The 18,489-nt window shown below is 65.1% G+C and carries 14 protein-coding genes and 1 pseudogene; 4 read left to right on the top strand and 11 right to left on the bottom strand.

Annotated elements, in window-relative coordinates; genetic code table 11:
- Positions 1-90: 90 nt before the first annotated feature.
- From ABD989_RS17130 to ABD989_RS17095, 8 genes are all read right to left on the bottom strand, one after another.
- Positions 91-1,107, bottom strand: coding sequence for a tetratricopeptide repeat protein (locus ABD989_RS17130; protein ID WP_345314421.1), 1,017 nt, complete (start codon positions 1,105-1,107; stop codon positions 91-93).
- 34 nt (positions 1,108-1,141) lie between these two features.
- Complete coding sequence (locus ABD989_RS17125) at positions 1,142-2,449, bottom strand: CHAT domain-containing protein (RefSeq protein WP_345314420.1); 1,308 nt, start codon at positions 2,447-2,449, stop codon at positions 1,142-1,144.
- Positions 2,446-3,780 carry a hypothetical protein gene (locus ABD989_RS17120; RefSeq protein WP_345314419.1) on the bottom strand — a complete coding sequence of 445 codons (1,335 nt, stop codon included), beginning with the start codon at positions 3,778-3,780 and terminating at the stop codon, positions 2,446-2,448. The genes ABD989_RS17125 and ABD989_RS17120 overlap by 4 nt, the downstream gene beginning before the upstream one ends.
- Entirely contained in the window at positions 3,780-5,072 is a 1,293-nt protein-coding gene (locus ABD989_RS17115) for a hypothetical protein (protein WP_345314418.1), read from the bottom strand. Before ABD989_RS17115 ends, ABD989_RS17120 begins: the two co-directional genes overlap by 1 nt.
- Before the next feature lie 192 nt (positions 5,073-5,264).
- Positions 5,265-6,299 (bottom strand): UDP-N-acetylmuramate dehydrogenase, encoded by a 1,035-nt coding sequence (locus ABD989_RS17110; RefSeq protein WP_345314417.1) that lies wholly within the window; start codon positions 6,297-6,299, stop codon positions 5,265-5,267.
- Positions 6,300-6,312: 13 nt separating this feature from the next.
- The gene (locus ABD989_RS17105; RefSeq protein WP_345314416.1) at positions 6,313-7,503 is read right to left on the bottom strand and encodes a hypothetical protein; all 1,191 of its coding nucleotides are present in this window, start codon (positions 7,501-7,503) and stop codon (positions 6,313-6,315) included.
- Positions 7,497-9,965: a CHAT domain-containing protein gene (locus ABD989_RS17100; protein WP_345314415.1), complete on the bottom strand. Its 2,469-nt coding sequence runs from the start codon at positions 9,963-9,965 to the stop codon at positions 7,497-7,499. The genes ABD989_RS17105 and ABD989_RS17100 overlap by 7 nt, the downstream gene beginning before the upstream one ends.
- Before the next feature lie 13 nt (positions 9,966-9,978).
- Entirely contained in the window at positions 9,979-11,331 is a 1,353-nt protein-coding gene (locus tag ABD989_RS17095) for a hypothetical protein (protein WP_345314414.1), read from the bottom strand.
- A gap of 322 nt (positions 11,332-11,653) precedes the next feature.
- Between ABD989_RS17095 and ABD989_RS17090 the strand changes: the two genes are divergently transcribed.
- The 3 genes and pseudogenes from ABD989_RS17090 (at position 11,654) to ABD989_RS17080 (ending at position 14,975) form a co-directional block, all read left to right on the top strand.
- Complete coding sequence (locus tag ABD989_RS17090; RefSeq protein ID WP_345314413.1) at positions 11,654-13,213, top strand: Rieske 2Fe-2S domain-containing protein; 1,560 nt, start codon at positions 11,654-11,656, stop codon at positions 13,211-13,213.
- 49 nt (positions 13,214-13,262) lie between these two features.
- Positions 13,263-14,034, top strand: a pseudogene (gene rpsB, locus ABD989_RS17085) (30S ribosomal protein S2); the annotation flags it as partial.
- A gap of 110 nt (positions 14,035-14,144) precedes the next feature.
- Positions 14,145-14,975, top strand: a complete 831-nt coding sequence (locus ABD989_RS17080; protein WP_345314422.1) for a toll/interleukin-1 receptor domain-containing protein — start codon at positions 14,145-14,147, stop codon at positions 14,973-14,975.
- A 27-nt stretch (positions 14,976-15,002) separates the two neighbouring features.
- Here ABD989_RS17080 and ABD989_RS17075 read toward each other — a convergent pair whose 3' ends face one another.
- From ABD989_RS17075 to ABD989_RS17065, 3 genes are read right to left on the bottom strand one after another with little or no spacing between them, the layout of a single operon-like run.
- The gene (locus ABD989_RS17075; protein WP_345314412.1) at positions 15,003-16,037 is read right to left on the bottom strand and encodes a ThiF family adenylyltransferase; all 1,035 of its coding nucleotides are present in this window, start codon (positions 16,035-16,037) and stop codon (positions 15,003-15,005) included.
- Entirely contained in the window at positions 16,037-17,449 is a 1,413-nt protein-coding gene (locus ABD989_RS17070) for a phenylacetate--CoA ligase family protein (protein WP_345314411.1), read from the bottom strand. The genes ABD989_RS17075 and ABD989_RS17070 overlap by 1 nt, the downstream gene beginning before the upstream one ends.
- A 57-nt stretch (positions 17,450-17,506) precedes the next feature.
- Complete coding sequence (locus ABD989_RS17065) at positions 17,507-17,926, bottom strand: DUF5663 domain-containing protein (protein ID WP_345314410.1); 420 nt, start codon at positions 17,924-17,926, stop codon at positions 17,507-17,509.
- A 125-nt stretch (positions 17,927-18,051) separates the two neighbouring features.
- Here ABD989_RS17065 and ABD989_RS17060 point away from each other — a divergent pair, with 125 nt between their 5' ends.
- Entirely contained in the window at positions 18,052-18,372 is a 321-nt protein-coding gene (locus ABD989_RS17060; protein ID WP_345314409.1) for a hypothetical protein, read from the top strand.
- The last annotated feature ends 117 nt before the right edge of the window (positions 18,373-18,489 follow it).

Below are 18,489 nucleotides of genomic sequence, written 5' to 3'. Positions count from 1 at the left end.
CCGACTCACCCCGACCACCGACACCGACTCGCAGACGGAGGTGAGCACCGATCCACTGATGGAACTACCCGCCTGATCACCAACGAAGGATCAGAAACCAGTTACACCACTACCCGGGACTTGACCGGTGGTTCGATCGCTGAGGTGTCGCATCCAGTTGATCCTCCGCCCCACGTCGTCGAACTGGAGCCGCTCATACTCGCCGGCGATCAGTGCCGAAATCGCGGTGTCGGCGGCATCACGTCGTAATTCCCGCTGCAGGTCACGGTCGATCCCGTCCCACCGCTGCGCCTCCGCCTTGAGACGCCGCACCCTGTTCCACTGGAGATTCGCCAATTGGTGGTGCATTCCGGCAGCGGTCAGTCCGGTCGCAGCCGCCGCGAAGTACTCGTCGGCCTCGTCGAACCGCCCCTGGTTCACCAGGAAATTGGCCCAGTTGTAGTCGCACGCCGCGACCCGTTCGGGGCGGCGCATCTGCACGAACTGCGCTCGCACCGCGAACAGCAACTCGCTACCGACGGCATCGTCGCCAGTCGCCAACAGCACCCAGGCGAGGCTGGCTTGCGCTTCCAGAAGCCGCACCGATTCACCGAGCTTCTGATAGATCCTGATCGCGGCCCGCAGTTCCGGAATCGCCAGATGCTCCCGCTGACTCTCCGCGTAGAGCACCCCCAACGACTCCCGGAAGGTAGCCGCCTGAAACGACTCGTCCGGATAGCGCCCGAGATGCGCACGCAAGTCCTTTTCGGCCACCTCCCCGTGGCCGGTGGCACAGTAGAGATTGGCCAACGTCATCCGAGCTTCGGCGACGACGTCATCGTCCAACCGCGTGAAGTCGGCTTCGGTGAGGACCGCGGTCAGCGACCGCTCCGCGACGTCGTACAGGCCCAGTTGCACCGCCACCCCGGCGAAGTCGGTCAGGGCTCCCGCCCATCCCCTCTTGTCGTCGGCCGCGTCATACTCGGCGGCCTCTCCCGCCAACCGATCCAACGCCTGTTGCAGACCGCCATCTACGATCTGCGCGTCTTCGGTTCCGGGAAAGACGACGAACGGATCCACCAGAAGATGCGGCAGCCACCCGCCCGATGCACTGAAGTCCACGAACATCAACGCACCACCCCGGTCGCGTACGCGTCCACCACTAGATCTCCTCCCGGTAGACCACGGACCGTGGCGGGCACACGTGCGCCCCCACCGCTGCCCAGGTCAACGGCGAGGTGGCCGGCCCCGGCGCGGCTCGCCACTCCTCGAGCTTGCCACGCTGCCAGCGCGCGAGCGCGGCGGCCGGATCACCTTCCTCCTGCGTCAGGTCCACCGCCAGTGCCAGCTCCAACGTCGGGCCCGGCACCGTAGTGACCCCGGCGAACTCGGCGAAGGCTCGATCCGACGGCAGCGCCCATCGCGTGGTGACAACCACCTCGGCCCCCGCCGAGAACATCACGGTGACCAGGCCGAACGTCTCCGAACTGCGGTAGTCGGCACCGCCCTCACAGGCAATCAATGCCACTCGCGGCGGCATGGGCCATAGTTGGGCGCCCGAACGCGGAGGCGCCGGCCGGTGCAGTTCGTCTGGGCCGAGCTCCGGCGACGACGTGCCCAGCAGCAGATCCAGCGCCGACAACGGACGGTGCGCGTCGTTCATCGGTTCCGCGAGTCCCCAGACGTCGACCGTGTCACCGATGTGCAGCGACGACGACCCCGGTTGGTCCAGGGTCGACGAGACATGTCCGAAGTAGAACAGGCGCCGCGGCCGTTCCGCGAGATCCTCCTGGAGTTCCCAGCGATTCACGTCCTCCCCGATCCCCGAGCCGGCGGTGACCTCGCACTGCTCGATGCGTTCGAGGAACAGGTCTTCGGCCGGGCTGCCGGACCGCTGCCACAGCACCTGCCCCATACCCGTCTTGCTCGGCAATCGGGGATCCACCAAGTAGCAGACCGGTCGGCCTTGGACCGCACTCCACGGCTCCGGAAGCCGACTGCGCCCGACGTGGATGGCGGCGGGGGGTTCGTAGACCACATCGGCGAGTTCGATCAAGCGGTGGTGGTCATCGACGACGAGCAGCTCCCACGGCACTCTGGCCAAGGCTCGACTCGGCGTGATCTGCACGCGAACGGCGCCGTCGGCCGCCCTCGCAACCAATGACCGCCGAACCCGCGCGGGCAGGAGCACTCGGCCGAGGCGCCGGCTCATCGCTTCCTCGGAAATCGCGTCGGTGAGCATGCCGGTCACCGCCTGGCGGGCCTGATCCGCGGTCTGCTCGTCGGAGCCGCCGATCAAACCCGCATCGAGGTGCCGCATCAGGGCGTCCCGCTGCCCCGCTTCCACCACGTGCACCTGCGGATTGTCCGGATCATCGATCCAGCGAAACGACAGGTAGGTGGCGTCGGCGTCGAATGCGCGCACCAGCAGCACCGCGGCGGTCGGGCGCCCGGTCGGCACCGCGGTCATCCCAGGGCGACTTCATGGAGCTCGGCGAGAATCGGTCCGTCCGGCCCGTCGACGGCCGGAACAGACGAGATCTGCTCCGCCAACCGGCCCACGGCCGCAGCGTAGGCAGCCAGTCCTTCCGCCGTGTCCGCTGTCGCGGCCTTCGCCAACCGCCCGACCCGTCGCACCGCCGATCGCATTTCTCGTTCGGCGGCTTTGCGCGCCTGCGCAGCGAGGTCGACCACCTCCACGAGCTGACTTTCGGTCGCGGAGAAATCCGTCGCCGCCAGCATCGCGCCCGCCCGACGATGCTCCGACCAGGCGTACCGGCACTGACGGTCGATGCCAGTCAGGGCCGCACCGACGTCGTCCAGGCGCAGCGCGTCAAGGGCGGTATCGGCCCCGATCAGTCCGCACCGCACGGTCGCCGGATCGATCCCGTGCAGGCGCACCGTCGCGTCGAGTCGGTCCCCCACCACCCGCATCGGCGCGTGCGACAAGAGGTCTCCGGTCCGCCGATCGGCGACAACCGCGAAGACCTGGTTGGCTTCGGCCCCATCGAGGTCGACGGTGCCCCGCAGTTGCGCCGACAGGTGGACCGCGTCCGGCATCGGCGTCACCGCTATCTCCGGCGTATCCGGACCGTCGAATTCCAGCAAGCGCGGCGGGAGAAGTCCCAGATCTGCCGATTCAGCGACCGCGGTGTCACCACCTCCGAGCGTGGACGCCAGTTCATCGCGCGCCAGACCCGCACCGAGGATGACCTGCCACGGAGCCTCGGTGCGCTCCAGTCGGCCACGCAGCTCGTCGGTGATCTCCCCGCGTTCCACGTCGGTGAACACCCCGTCGGGAGCGGTCGCAACCACTTCCAGAAGCCGTGCGTTGAACGGGCCCAGGTAATCCTGCACCTCGATGTCCTCAACGAGACGTTCGACGACGACCCGAGCCAAGGCATATCGCCCTGCGCCCCGCTGGTAGTCGCCGGCGGCGGCCGCAGCATGCGCGTGATCCAGGAGCAGGACGGCTTCGTCGAGGTCCCCGAGGTGGACAGCGTCTACCGCGCACACGGTCGCTTGCCGCACGAGCGCGGCACCGGCAATCGGTGCCGCGGCACGATCACCGTCGGCGGCATCGGCAATGGCGGCGACGGCGGCGGCATCCGCGAACCAGTGGGCGCGTGCGCGCAGCGCCGCGGCATCCACTGCGGCCAGGCCGACGATGTGCGCAGGCGCGGCCGCATCGACGATGAATCGGATTCCATTGCTGTGGAACAGGATCGGCCCCAGCGCCACCCCCGTATCGGCGTGCCACGAGATGCTGCCGTCGGCAGTGCTCTGAACGGTTCCCCACATCACAGCTCTCCTCCTTCCTGTTCCTCCAGGAGCCGTCGTTGCGCTCGCGCGATCAGCCCTCGCATTAGAGCTTCACAGTCGATCACCGCCGCGGCCGCAGCGCGATTGCGCGAGTTCTTCGGCTGCTCCGCAGTCCACGCTTCCCGGGTACGCACCCGAAACAGCTTCCGACCCACGTCGCCGTGGTGCTCTCCGCCGAGTTCAGCGAGCAGTTCGCTGCGGACGAATTCGGCTTCCCAGCACAGTGCATCGCCGAGTCGCAGTTCTTCGTCGGAGTCCAGATCGGCAATCGCCAGCGCCAATAGATCACCGAGGCCGACGATCTGCGCCGCCCCCGGCTCCCCCGGGACGCCGAGCGACGGGCCCGCGACCCGCTCCTCATCGGGCAGTTCTCCCTCTCGCATCTTCAGCGCGCTGACGCCCCGTCCTTTGATACGACGCAGGAAGTCCGACGGCCGAATCGCACGGACGGCGCGCCCGTTGAGTCGATGGTTCACGCACGTGGTGAGAATCGACTCGAACGCGATACCGACGTCGGGGTGGCGCTGCAATCTCGCATCGGACTCGACGACCGCTTCGAGTGCCTTCTTGATCTCGCTTCGCAGCTTGCGGAGGGTTGCTTCATCCACGGCGGTGTCGCGAGCCCCGAGCTCGGTCAACATGTCACGGTGCTTCGCCACCGCTTCGCTTTCCTCCGGAGACAGCGTGACGCCGTAGCCGTGGCCGTCCCCCAGCACGCTCACCAACTTGGTCACATATGCGTTCAGCGCCGTCTGCTCGTCGGCCTCGTGCCGGCCCGACTGGTCCTCAAGGAATGAGGTCAGCGACGCGGCCGAGGCCTGGACTGAGGGTGGGTTGGCCATCGCAGTGCGCACCGCTCCCGCGGCCAGCCGACTGGCATCGCGAAGCGCGTTGGACACGTCCCGCCGTAATCCACTCGGCTTGAGGGCGGCCAGGCTGTTGACCCAACCCGCCGAGTAGCGAGCGAGCGGATCGATGTACTCGGCACAGAGCTCGATCACCTGCGCGGTCTGGGGCTCCTGCACGCGCACATTTCGGTCACGCAGGATCGTCCCGGTGCGGGGATACTCGTCGCGGAACCATTTCGCCGCGCCCAGCTTGCCGGCCCACGACAGCAGGTGCTCCTTCACGATCTTGCGATCCGGCATCGGTTTCGGCATGGACCGGAAGTACGCCGTCAGAATCGCGTTCCGCCCGATACCTTCCAGCGGGATGACCAAGTCAACCTCGGCCGCGTGCTCCACCAGGACAGGAACCACCGGCGGATTCAAACATTTCATCGGGTTCGCCCTCCTCGGCGAGCAGTCTAAAGCGCAGCGCTTATGTACGACGCCGAACGCGTTCAGCACTATCACTTATCCGATTCCCCACACCCGGGGTCCTCTCGGAGTACCTGGATCGGCAGGGACCGGTTCGCCGAACGACGGTGCGGCCCGCTCGTCCTCGTCGTCGGCGTCAGCGCGTCACACGTCTGTCGGCGGGTCGTCGAAGGAACAGTTGATCAAGTCGCATTCCGGGCCGAGCCGCACACCGAACGCGGATTCCACTCCGTCGCGGATGTGGGCGGCGAACGCCATGACATCGGACGTGGTGGCACCACCTCGATTGGTCACCGCCAAGGTGTGTCGGCCCGACAACCGGACACGACCGTTGCCCCATTCGGCCCCGTAGCCGCGGGGGAATCCCGCGTTCTCGATCAACCACGCAGCGGGAAGTTTGGTGCCGGCGACGTCCGGATACGTGGGACATTCGCTTGCCTGCTGCGGCACTTCGTCGAGAACCGGATTCACAAAGAACGACCCGACGCTCCAGGTGTCGTGATCGGCCGGGTCCAGCAACATGGCGCGCTCCCGTCGCAACGAGAGGACCGCCTCACGCAGTTCCGCGACGCGTACGCGTTCTCCAAGCTCGACGCCCAATCGCTGCGCTAGGCCCGCATACGAGATCGGCTGCGATAACTCATCCCGCGGCAGTTCGAAACTGACAGACAGAACGACGTAGCGCGGATTCCTCTTGAAAAGCGACTTGCGGTGACTGCCGAATCCGCAGTCCTCGACGGGAATGTCCACCACCGTCCCGGTGGTGCGATCAAAGGCACGGACATGCGTCAGGAAAGTCGACATCAACGCGCCGTACGCACCGACATTCTGCACCGGTGTCGCACCGGTTGATCCGGGAATTCCCGACAACGGTTCCAGACCGGCAAGACCGTTATCGATCGTCGCCGCGACCACTGAGTCCCACAGAGTTCCCGCTTCCACAGAAACACGATCGCCGGACACCGAGATACCAGAGGTCTGAACGTGGATCACTGCTCCGCGAAATCCGATGTCGCCGACCACGAGGTTGGACCCATCACCGATGATCATGAGTGGAGTTTCCGCGGCATCGAAGTGGCGTACCACGTCGATCAGCTCCGCAGTCTCCTCAACCGGCACGTAGTCGTCGACAGGCCCGCCGACACGCATCGTCGTCAGCTCGGCGAAAGTGATAGTCACGGGCGCCATGTTACTAGCCGCCCAGAGGCTCCTCGTCGCGCAAGACTCCCGCCGCATCGACGAGGAGCCGCCGAGCGGAGCGGATCGCAGAGAGCGTTTCCTGCAGCAGGTATTCCGCGGTCAGCGTCCGCTCCTTCCACCCCTCGCCGAATCCCACAGCGTCGACCTCGAGGCCATGCGGCAAATAGAGGCGCCGCACACCGTCAAAAGCCTGGAACGGCACAAAGACCTGGGCCGTGACAATCAGCACCCGCTCCGCGTGGCGCGGCTCGGCCACCTTTGTCCACAGCGCGAAGGTGTCCGAGGTGTCCGGCCGATTCGGGGGCTGACTCGTGTGCGCCGACAGAACCAGCCCGCGCGCCTCGCCCTCGGGGCCGTGCAAGTCCGCGATACGCTCGTGCGTGTAGGCGAACGGAGTGTCCCCGGGTTCGCCGAACAGGGAAACCCAGTTCGGGCACAAGACATCGGTCCGACTGCATCCACAGACAAAGACCGGGTTCGCAGCTTTCAGCGGAAACTCATGAACCGCCGCCCCGAGCATGAGATCGAATTCGTCGCGCGCAGCCGGAGCGTAATATTCCACGGCAGCCGCCTCGGGCGGCTCGGCGAGGAGGAATCGCGGGCTCCCGAGAAAATAGAGCTCACCGAGATTGTGCCGCTCCGCGAGTTGACTGGCATACTTCGAACGCAATTGCGGGGAATTGTATCCGCCACCGAGGATAAGCGTCTTGTCGTATCGGGTGTACCTCGGAACCGATGGGTCAACGAGTCCCAGCTGCGCCGTAATCTCTCGAACGATCTTCCGGCGGTCTTCGGAGAAATCGGCCACCGCAGCATGGTGCCGCTCGCGATACCCCTTAGCGCCCCGTCCCCGGAAATCGAACAGCTCCGCAGCAACCTGCTCCGCGGCAACCATCCGACGGAGGGTATCGAGCTGCTCGGGGGTCAAGAACGCGTGCGCCGCAGTGCCCCGCACCACGCCGGCGAGCCAGGACGGAAACTCTTTTCCCGTGAGGAATTCGCCGTCACCTTCCGGAGCCTCCGGAATAGCGCCGCGTGCCGGCAGGGTCTCCCCGAACTCTTCGAGAAGATTGCGCATCGGTTCGCTGAAAACCCAGCGTGCGACAAAGTCGAATACCCGCGCCGATCGTTCGCCGCTGTCCGCGTCGACGGGCAGTGAGCTCCCGAGCAGTTCCTTCAGCACGAGGTGCTCTCGCCGACCGACTCCCTTGCACCGTGAGGCATTTCGGTGTCTCCCACTTCCGCGCCGTTACCTCGGACGTACGCTACCAGGCGTCCCCACTCGCCAGGGTCCAGCTGCTCGGCGATGGCAGCGCGCTGAGCAGCACGGAGCAGATCCGGCAGGGAGAGTTCCGTACCCTCACGCACTGCCGCGACGATCCGGCTCGATAGAAAGCCGGCAACGCTATCGGCGATCTCGCCGATCCCCGCAACCACCGCGGTTGCGCCTCCGAGTAACACCGCGACAGACAGTGCCAGCGGTTCGCTGTCCTCCCCGAGCTGACCGGAATAGCAGGTCGCCAGCAGCACCGACGGCGGCCACGGCAGGCCGAAGGCCTGCGACACGGTCAGATCGTGAGGGAGGTTGATGGTCTGGCGGATCCCTTTACCGCTGCAATGCGCTGCGATGTGCAGAAATCCCGTGCTCTCCGAGTGCCGCCGCAAGAGCGTGGCGATGTCGCCCGAGTCGAGCCGCTGACTGTTGCGACCGGTCGCATCCCGCAGCGTATGAACGTGCTCACCGGGCAATGGCGCATAACCCCAGCTCGCCAGCTCGGCATCGAGTCGCAGCCGCTGGCCGTGCGGGCGGCCGTTCTTCATCCCCTGCTCCACGAGTTGGGCGAGCCCCGGGCCCGAGGCCGGTCCGACGCTTTCGCGTGCAAGGTTCGGCAGGCTGGGCACCAGGGCGACCGAGCACCGCTCCGCCAAGTGTGCGTCCCCGACCAGGAGTGCCGGCCAGGGAACCTCATCGTGTGCTTGATGGGGCGAGATGAGCAACGTCGTCTCCTCCGCGGCAACCAATCCGGGCGGGAGGAGAAGCTGCGACAGGCTTCGCAACCAGGCCAGCGATGCCTGACCCTGCGCACGTTTTCGCGGGAACGGCCTGTGCGGTCCGGTAAACGTGAACCCCCCGGTCGCGCTGATGTGTGTCCGGAACCATCGCTTCGCGGAAGGATTGGCACTCGTCGCGATCCAGACGAAGTCCAGGGCCTCGGCACCGCCCAGTCTGCTGCGGACGTCGTCGGGCGCGCCGTCCGTGAGTCCGTTCATGTCGATCATCAGTGGACCGAGTGCCGAGAGCACCTTCTTCTCAAGCTTGGCGATGTCTGCGTGCGTCGCCATCGCCCGCTCGAGTGCCGCCTCGTAATCGGCACGTACCGCTTCCCTTGCCTCAGACTCGATGTTCGGGTCCCAGAGCAACTGTTCTTGCTCGTTGATCCGAACCAACTGCCTGCGGACCACTTTGGGCAGCTCAACGGCCGGATCCCGAAGGAGGTGCATCAGGGATGACTGCTTCACCATCGTGGCCAACCTGAACCCGGTCTCACTACCGAGCGCCGGATGCGCCGCACAGACCACCGCGATATCTCCGAGGCACGCGAGCAGCATCGAGGTCAACGAACTGCTGCTACGCGCTAGAATTCGCCACCGCTTCATGATCAGTTCGATATCGGCCATCGCCTCCTGGGCCAGGCGCATCACGGCGCCGGCCCCGGCCTCACCGGCCGCACTGCTCGCCACGTCCATGGCGCAGAGCTTCGCGTTGAGTTGGTGGATGAGATATCCCACCGAGTCGTTCTTCCCGGCGTACAGCGCGTCCGGAATCTCGTGGGTCAGTGCTTCGAGGAGTTCGGCGGGCGACGTCGCACCGGAGAGGTACTGGGCCACCGATCGTCCGAAGAGGACCTTTCCCCGAGACCAATCCTCGGCGATCCGACCGAGTTCCTTGCGCGACGAGGGATCGGACTGCTCCAGGTATGCGTCGATCTCTTCGACCGATCCCGCGGCGCACAGCGCCGCGATCCGCTCGTATTCGAATCTCCAGCGGTAGTGCTCCAGTCCGCTCGCCGGGATCACCAGTTCGTCGTGACGGTGGCGCAAGGACTCCGACCAGCGGCCACCCGGGTCGGACTCCAGCCGACCCGCACGAATCCACGCGAGTAGGACCACCACTCGAAGTTCGAGATAGTCGACTCGACGCTCGATTGCCTGCCCGTCATGCGAGAAGTGACCCAGGAGGTTCAGTGCAAATTCCAGAAGGTTCGTGGCCGTCGGCGAGGCATTGCCTCCCGGCGCCCACGAGAGGTCCGGCTGCGGCACCTCGGACAGCAGATCCCGGATCGACTTCTCGTCGTACCACTTGCGCCGCGTGTCGCCCATGTGGTCCGTGACCAGCGCAATCGACGCGGCATGAATCAGTCCCTCGACGCGCTTGGTCGTGTCGTACGCGGCAGTCGACTCGCTGATCCGCGCAAGACTAATGGACGCTGCCCGTTGGAGCGCATCCTCATCGGGCGAGGCCTGTGTACGTCCGCCCTGCCCGATCCGAGTCGCGGTCTCCGCCTGGTGCGCTGTCATCAGCATTTCGTAGCGTTGCAGGCAGCGGCGGACGAGGCGGGCGCGGCCGGGATCCGGTGCCGTCACTGTCGCGAATCCGCTAATCTCGCCGCCACCGCTCGTCCCGTCCGGGCTCGTCCCCGAATCGGTCGAGCATCGGCCATCGCTCGCGCCACACCCGATACTCCTCATCCCCACGTAACTCGTCGATTCCGAGCAGGTACTCCGGCATGTTCACACTTCCGATGACATTCGCATCGGCACGCTGCCCCGCCAACCACGCCGATAGGCTGTCGAGGTCGTCGAGATCACACCCCTCACCGACCTCCGCCGCCGCGAGTTCCGTGCCGAGCCGACGTCCCGGGAACAACAGCAGATAGGTCAGGCGAAGCTGGATGATCGACCGAAGATGTGCGGGATCCAGCGACCGCGAGTGCGTCAGCAGCCGCGGATGCGCCTCCTCGATCTGCGCATAAGCCTTCTCGAATCCTCGGATCAGCTCCTGGGTGTACTCGTCCCAGCCCTCCACCTCCCCCGGAGGCGGCAGCTCGTAGTCGGCCAGCCTCGGACACATCGGGAGCAACAACAGGTATGCCCGGGCGGTCATGATCGCCGGATTCTGCTTCGAGTTCGGTCCGAGGAGACGTTTTTCGTCCTTATTCGCCGGAATCTCGTACTCGTCGACAACGGTATCCACCAGGTCCATCGCCCGCTCACCGCTCATAATTCCCAGCTGCAGCCTCAAGCTCAAGCGGATGATCGTCTCATCCTGATCGTCGTCGTCGCGTAAGCCGCTTTCGACCCACTCCACCCACCGACACAAATCCAGCTCCGGCTCTCGGCACGCGGTGCCGGCCTGCGCAAGGTGATGTTGCTCGGCGAGTTCATACGCGTCACCCTTGAGATCCGGCTGATGCGGTGAATCACTCCAGACACCCGAATTGATCTCATCGGTACGGCGGGTGACCAGCTTGTCCAATGCCTCATGAATGAGCCAGGCATCCACATAGCCGTCCACCGTGTCCTTCTTCGAATGCGCCAGCGCGAGACAGCGCACAGCACCCAGCGCGCGCAAACTGAACTCGGGCCACGGCAGGGTCTGAGCGAGATGAGCCAGCTCTTTGATCTGCTCCACCGCAGCCAGGGAGACTTCCTGCTCCGCGCGTTCCAAAGCCGCGTAGGCCGGTTTTATGTCATTAACCGCAACGCGAGTCGCTTCGTATATCGCCCAGCCGAGTAGTCGGAGTTCCACCACCAATTCATCGGGCGGGACCACCAATTCGTTGATCTCGGCCGCGTCGGTCATCTCGAAAGAAACCCGGCGAACATGATCGTAGGATTCGCGGATAGTCGGAAGCGCCGCAGTCAGTGCCGCCCGCTTCGCATCGCGCTTTTTCAGGGTGTCGCAGACCTCCCTGAGGTCATCCGCCCGCCCTGCCGCCGATCGCTCCACCCAGTCCGTCCTCTGCTCGTCGATGTGAGTCTCCCGTCAGGCCGCCTGCGAAACCCCGGGCCGCGCCCTCCACCTGCGAAGAGCCCTCACGATCGCCTCATTTTAGTACCGCGCTGGCGTGCCACCGTCCCGACTCGGAAGGTTCCTCCGATCGGACGACGCTCGAGCATCGACACGACTTCCGCTCGGACCTTCGACCACTTCCCCGGGCCCGGCAGTCAGGCAGATCTTCGCCGGCCGACCAGACCACACCCGGCCACCGCGGTAAGTCTCGTCCGAGGCTTCGGTATACTTCATGAATATCGTCGCTTCAGGAGGAACCATGCGGATCACCGGCCTCGGCCACGCGGGAATGTTCATCGAGACCTCAGGGGGAACAATTCTTTGCGATCCGTGGGTCAAATCGGCTTTCTACGGTTCATGGTTCCCATTCCCAGACAATCGCAGCCTGGATTGGCAACACTACGGGAATGCAGACTACCTGTATATCTCGCACCGGCACCGCGACCACTTTGATCCGTGGCTGCTCGAAAAATACGTGCCTAAGGACATCAAGGTGCTGCTGCCGGAGTATCCGACGGATGATCTCGAAAAGGATATTCGCAAACTCGGCTATGAGAACATCATCTACACCGAAGCAGGACAAATCATCGAAGATGGTTCCCTGCGTCTGATGATCACGCCGCTGAGGGCGCCTTCTGACGGGCCGATCGGCGACTCGAGCCTGTCCATCGACGACGGCACGGCCAGCATTCTCAATCAAAACGATTCGCATCCGCTGGACCTCGAGGCACTGCTCGCGTTCTCCAAGCCAGATGCCTATTTCACGCAGTTCTCCGGCGCCATCTGGTGGCCCATGGTGTACGACCTACCCGGCGAGGCGAAACAGAATTTCGCGCATCTGAAGCGCGAAGCACAGCACACCCGTGCAATGCACTACATCAATAAAGTGGATGCGCCTAACGTCTTCCCCATGGCGGGACCGCCGATGTTCCTGCGCGACGAGCTGTTTCGCTATAACGGCGACGGCCAGGAGAACGACTCGATCTTCACGGACCAGGTGGACTTCATCGCTCGCATGGAAGCCGAGGCCCCGAAATACAAGGGCCATGTGTTCATTCCCGGTACCGTTGTGACGATTGAGGGCAAGGAGCTCTCCGTAGAGCAAACCCTCTTCACCGACGAAGAGATCGCCGAGATGTTCGAGCACAAATGGGACTACTTCGAGACTCAGCGCAGTACCCGCCAGGATGAGATCTCCGCAGAAGAAGCGTCGCGCGCGGCGGTCCTGCCGCCCGACAAGATGCTCGCCCGACTGAAGCGGTGGTTCGAGCCCCTGCTTCGGCGCGCGAAAACTATCCGCGACGGCGTCGGCGGCCCGGTCCGATTCCTCATCGGCGACCTGGACATGGTTGTCGATTTCCCGAACGCGGAGGTTCGCGAGTACGCGGGCGAATCGACCAACTATTGGTTCACCATCCCGGCAGACATCGTCTCCACCAACATCAAGGAGCGGGAGATCGACTGGTCGAACTCGATCTTTCTGTCAATGCAGTTCGAGGCGGGGCGCGTCGGCAAGTTCAACGAGTTCATTTACACGTTCTTCAAGTGCCTATCGCGGGACCGCATCGAATACGTGGAGAACTGGTACGCCGAGCAGGGCGATCAGACCGAAGAAGTTGAGATCGATGGCTGGCGAGTTCAGCGTCGATGCCCGCACCTGCGCGCGGATCTGACCATGACCGGGGACGTCGAAGACGGCGTCATCACCTGCAGCCTCCACTCCTGGAAATGGGACCTGGCTACCGGCCGTTGCCTGACGACCGCGGGCCACCCGATCCGAGCCAGCAAGATAGCGGAATCAGCGTCGACCGAAGAATAGACTGGAAGCGACGGCGGTAGCCGCTTGCATCGAACGGGAAGGAATACCCATGGCAGTCGTGACCATGCGGCAGCTGCTCGACAGCGGCGCGCACTTCGGACATCAGACCCGTCGCTGGAACCCGAAGATGAAGCGCTTCATCTTCACGGACCGCAACGGCATCTACATCATCGATCTGCAGCAGACGCTGACCTACATCGATCGCGCCTACGAGTTCGTCAAGGAGACCGTCGCCCACGGCGGCACCGTCCTGTTCGTCGGCACCAAGAAGCAGGCCCAGGAGTCGATCGCCGCTGAGGCGACCCGCGTCGGCATGCCGTACGTGAACCAGCGTTGGCTCGGTGGCATGCTCACCAACTTCAACACCGTGCACAAGCGTCTCCAGCGCATGAAGGAGCTGGAAGCGATGGAGCAGACCGGTGGCTTCGAGGGTCGTACCAAGAAGGAAGTTCTCATGCTGACGCGTGAGAAGAACAAGCTCGAGCGCACCCTCGGTGGTATCCGCGACATGGCCAAGGTTCCCTCGGCCATGTGGGTGGTCGACACCAACAAGGAGCACATCGCCGTCGGCGAGGCGCGCAAGCTGAACATCCCGGTCATCGCGATCCTGGACACCAACTGCGACCCGGACGTCGTCGACTACCCGATCCCGGCGAACGACGATGCCATCCGCAGCACCGCGCTGCTGACCCGCGTCATCGCCTCGGCTGTCGCCGAGGGCCTGCAGGCACGTGCCGGCCAGTCCGGTGGCGACACCAAGCCCGAGGCCGGCAGCGGCGAGCCGCTGCCCGAGTGGGAGCAGGATCTGCTGACCTCGGCCGAGACTCCCACCACTCGCAGTTCCGCCAGCGCCGGAACCGCGGTCGGCCGACCGGCCGGATCGCTGCAAGCGACGCCGATCGAAGACCTGGAGGCTGAAGCTCTTCCGAGCATGAGCGGTGGCGAGGACGTCGAAGTCGCCGTCTTTGCACCGTCGACGGCTCCGCGCGCCGAACACTTCCTGGTACAGGCACTCTTGCACGCTCCGGACGAATTCGAGTCCGCTGCTGATCTCGCCCTCGAAGCCGACCCCGAGGCCACCCGGCGCGGGCACAAGACTCTGGCACTTCCGATCCCGCACAATGCGCCGCTGGCAGTTACTCTCAGCATGCCGGGCGTGGAGATCGATGAACCGACGCAAACGCTGATGTGGAAGGGCAAGACTTCCGCCGTTCAGTTCTTTGTTGCGGCACCACCGGGATTCACCTCGAAGGCCATCAACTCAACTATCAGTGTCTCCCTGGAGGGCGTGCTTATCGGCGCACTCAAATGGATGCAAGCCTTCGAAGCCACCACTGACTCGTCGAATTCGATGGTCGACGGCCAAGGTGTTCGTTATCGGCGCGTCTTCATCTCCTATGAAAGCAGTGATCGCGCAGAGGTCCTTTCCCGAGTCCAGATGCTCCGCGAGGTCGGCATCGATGTGTTCCAGGATGTGCTCAGCCTCAGTCCGGGCGAACGCTGGAAGGAGCGCCTGTACGAAGAAATCCAGCACTGCGACCTGTTCCTCCTATTCTGGTCGGAGGCGGCGAAGAGTTCTGAATGGGTGAAGCGTGAGGCTGGCGAAGCGTTACGGCTGGCCAACATGCCGGACAGCTCAATCTCACCGACGATTTCCCCCGTACTCATCGAAGGGCCGCCCGTGCCCGAGCCCTGGCCGGAGTTGTCACACCTGCACTTCAACGATGTGCTTCTCTACATAAAGCAGGCGCTGCGGAACTGATCTTCGGCGATTGTGAGCAGTACCCCGCTACTGAAGCACTCCGATCAGTTCCCCGAGGCGTAGGTACGCCCGGCCCGAGGGAAGGTCGTCGCCGACCGCGATCCGGCGGGCCAGCATGCCACCGACCGCGCCGGCGACGGTCGCGGCGGTGCCCAGTTGCGGCCACGACGGAATGCTCCGACCTACCTCGCCGAGGGAGTAGCGCATGCGGGCGGTGATGTCGTCACCGACGATCGCCCCCGCCAGTTCGACGCGCCTGGACGGGTCGTCGAACTCCTCCGGGCTCAGCTCGCTGAGCTCTTCGGCCCGTCCGTGCAGGAGCGGATAGTCGGCGTCGAGGTCGAACCGCTCGACGTCGACGATCACGCCGTCCCCGTCGTCGGTCACCATCACGACGGGTACCCGACGTTCGCGCGCTGCCACCCGCAGTTCGATCTTGCGTCGCAGATCGTCCATCTCTTCCAGCACGACGGCCGCACCGCCGAGGAACCGGTCCGCGTTCTCTGCGGTGTACCCCTCGGGGTGGACGTCGAGCGAGACGTACGGATCCAACTCCAGCACGCGCCGCGCGGCCAGCGTTGACTTGGCGACGCCGAGGTCGCACACCGAGCCGGACAATCGGTTCAGGTTGCTCGGGCCCAGCACGTCCGGGTCGGCGATACGCAGGGTTCGCGCACCGGTCAGCGCACAGGTGTACAGGACCGATCCGCCGACACTGAGCCCGGCCACCGCAACCGGCGCCGACTCCCATCGGCGCTGTTCGTCGTCGGTGATGAGGTAGCGATTCCGGGTGGTCCGCAGTCGATAGAACAGGTCCGCGTCCGGAAGACGCACCACGGTGCGCCGCCACGGATACACCACGTACCGGCTCGCGGCGTCCAGGTGGTGTTCGTCGAACGAGACGGCTCCGGCACCGGCGAAAACCGTTGCCGCCGAATCGAACTCACGCAGGACGCGGAGTTCGGCGAGCGCGGTGTCCCAGCCGTCGACCCAGGTGAAGTCCCGGGACCGCAGCTCCGCGATCCGTGCAGCGTCCTCGTCGGGGTGAAGAATTTCGATCATCAGTTGGCCTCGATCCATTTCTGCTTGATGCTGGGTCCGGACGACTGGACGCCGCGCGGGACCACGCTGATCCGGGGGTCGGCGACCGGTCCGTATTCGGCCACCAGACGCCGGTATTCGGTGTTGTGCTCGGCGAGTGCGTCCCGGCAGACCGTGGTGAGGCGGTCTGCCAGATCGTCGGCGATCGACGAACCCATCGCTTCGACGACGACCTGCAGCTGCGGGCGCAGATCGGCGTCCTCGTCGACCGACAGGCTGAAGCGTCCGCTGACCTCCCGGACCACCGCGGGTGCCAGCATGGCCGGCTTGAGGTGCTCGGCGTAGAGGTTGGCGCCGTAGAAGGTCGCCGCCACGTCGATCCGATCGCGCAGGAGGAGGAAGGATCCGCGCGGATCGAGCGGTGCCGCGAGATCCGCGCGACCGGCCTCGCACAGGAGCCCGGCGAGCTGATCACCGGAGTGCAGCTCGCCGCGATCGCCCAGCCGATACCGGATCAGCGGGAGTGCGGTGTCGACGGTGAAGTAGAGCAGGCCGTCGTCGTCGACCTCCACATAGCGTCGTTCCGGGTCGTACTCGACGAAGGTCGGGATCACCTTGTCGGCACCGAACAGCGCCCCGGCCAGGTCGCTGCCCGGCCGCGCCGCCCGCCGGATGGCGATCGTCTCGGGCGTCTCGTGCCCCATCAGGCCGGCGTCGGCGGTGCCGTAGATCAAACAGACGCGTTCGGGACGGTCGTAGGCGTCGAGACGATTCAGGAAGTAGTCGCGCATGGCCTCGCTGACGCCCTCGCCGGCGAGCAGAAGCCCCACCTTGCGCAGATTCGTCGACGCCGCGTCGAGCACGTCCTTGATCACCGGCGGGTACCCGGCGAGGATCACCTGATCGAACTGCGGACCGAGGTACTCGAGGCAGTTCAACACCGTGGTCACCTCGATGCCGGGCGTCACGACACTGACCTGGTGGCCGCGCTCGGCGAGATCCTGCACGGCCGTATACGTATACGTGCCGCCGATCCACGTGCCCATCGCGAAGGCGTCCACGACGAGCGTCGTCACCGCGCGGGTGTCGAACGATTCGGTGAAGATCCGTCCGTGTGCCTGCGCCGCGTCGTCGCGCGCCGCCTGGGCGCGCGGCCAGAAGGTCGGTTCACCGGAGGAGCCGGAGCTCGCCGACCAGGCACCGGCCCGCCCCAGGTCGCCGTCCCACACGAGATCGGCGGGAACGTTGACCCGGATGTACTCCTCCTTCGTGACCGGCGGAAGCGCCTCGAAGTGCTCCCGATCGGTCAGCTCGTCGAGGTTCTTGCCATGTGCGGCAAGGTGTTTCGCGTAGGCGGGGACGCGGTGCGCCGCCCGGCGGGCGGTGCTGATGGCGCGGGAGAGTCCGTGCGTGGGACGGGGGTTGCGGTTCATTTCAGGCCTCCTGACCTGTCGGCGTTTCTGGTTGTGAACCGATTCCCCACGCCCCCGTCAGCCGATGCCGAGGATCTTGTCCCGGTTCGCGATGATGTCGCGCTTGATGTCGGCCAAGATCCCCGTCACGACGTCCTCATAGTTCGGCCGATTGATACGCACCCATTGCGCCGCCGCGTACTCGCACAGCAGGTCGGCGTCGCTCACACTGGGATCCAGGCGATCGCGCAATTGGAGGTACAGCGGGTCTGTGGCGAAGTCCGGCACGCACTTCTCCAACCAGGCCACGACCGTCGGACCGTCGCGGGCGAGGAGGCGTTCGAACTCGGTCAGCTGCGCATCGGTGAGCCCTTCGGAAAGGGCGTCTCCGGTCCGCTGCTCAAGTGTCGAGTACACGTGCTTGAGGAAGGGCAGGCGTTGCGCCTCGGGAAGGTCGGCCAGCCCGATGTCAGCCAAGAAGTCGTCGTTCAGTTCCATCGTTTCATCTCTCCTTCTCTACTGGGCCGCCGTTGCCGCCCACCCACTGCTGCCGATTCCCCACGCTTCAGGCAGCCGAATGCCCCCGATGCAACGGCGCGGCCGGGCTGCGGGCCGATGTAGACGTGCACCCGCAACGACGCCGGCGTCTGGTCCGGTTCGAAGCTCCAGCCACGCACCTTCACCAATCCACCCCTGTACGCGGTCACTTCGTCGAGCACGCCCTTGGGCTGCGGATCACCGATATTGACCGCACGGCAGCCGAGGTGCACATTGCCACCTCCGCCGATATTGATCGCGTACAGGCAGACCTGCGTGGTGCCGACCTTGCCGACGTTCAGTCGTACGTCGAAGCCGTGGTTGCCGCAGACGCGGTGGACGTTGTTGACGTCCGGCCGGGAACCCGAAGCTCGGAACGGGTAGCCTTCCGTGCCGGCCTGACCTGAGTTGGACCTCCTGAGCTGATTTTCGGGGGCGGTTCTTGGATCGGTGCAGGCCAGGGCTGTTCGGGTGGTCAGTTTCGGGCACTAAATGGTCGGGTATGTTCGGTGGGTGCCTCCGTA

Source organism: Gordonia alkaliphila (assembly GCF_039542465.1).
In the GTDB taxonomy this organism is placed as follows: domain Bacteria; phylum Actinomycetota; class Actinomycetes; order Mycobacteriales; family Mycobacteriaceae; genus Gordonia; species Gordonia alkaliphila.
The sequence above is the reverse complement of the archived record's forward strand: the minus strand, read 5'-3'. Positions and strand labels throughout refer to the sequence as shown.

Excerpts from the sequence above, each read along its gene's own strand:
- ABD989_RS17130 (WP_345314421.1), bottom strand. The coding sequence starts at position 1,107 with ATGTTCGTGGACTTCAGTGCATCGGGCGGGTGGCTGCCGCATCTTCTG.
- ABD989_RS17125 (WP_345314420.1), bottom strand. The coding sequence starts at position 2,449 with ATGACCGCGGTGCCGACCGGGCGCCCGACCGCCGCGGTGCTGCTGGTG.
- ABD989_RS17120 (WP_345314419.1), bottom strand. The coding sequence starts at position 3,780 with ATGTGGGGAACCGTTCAGAGCACTGCCGACGGCAGCATCTCGTGGCAC.
- ABD989_RS17090 (WP_345314413.1), top strand. The coding sequence starts at position 11,654 with ATGCGGATCACCGGCCTCGGCCACGCGGGAATGTTCATCGAGACCTCA.
- ABD989_RS17080 (WP_345314422.1), top strand. The coding sequence starts at position 14,145 with ATGAGCGGTGGCGAGGACGTCGAAGTCGCCGTCTTTGCACCGTCGACG.
- ABD989_RS17075 (WP_345314412.1), bottom strand. The coding sequence starts at position 16,037 with ATGATCGAAATTCTTCACCCCGACGAGGACGCTGCACGGATCGCGGAG.
- ABD989_RS17070 (WP_345314411.1), bottom strand. The coding sequence starts at position 17,449 with ATGAACCGCAACCCCCGTCCCACGCACGGACTCTCCCGCGCCATCAGC.
- ABD989_RS17065 (WP_345314410.1), bottom strand. The coding sequence starts at position 17,926 with ATGGAACTGAACGACGACTTCTTGGCTGACATCGGGCTGGCCGACCTT.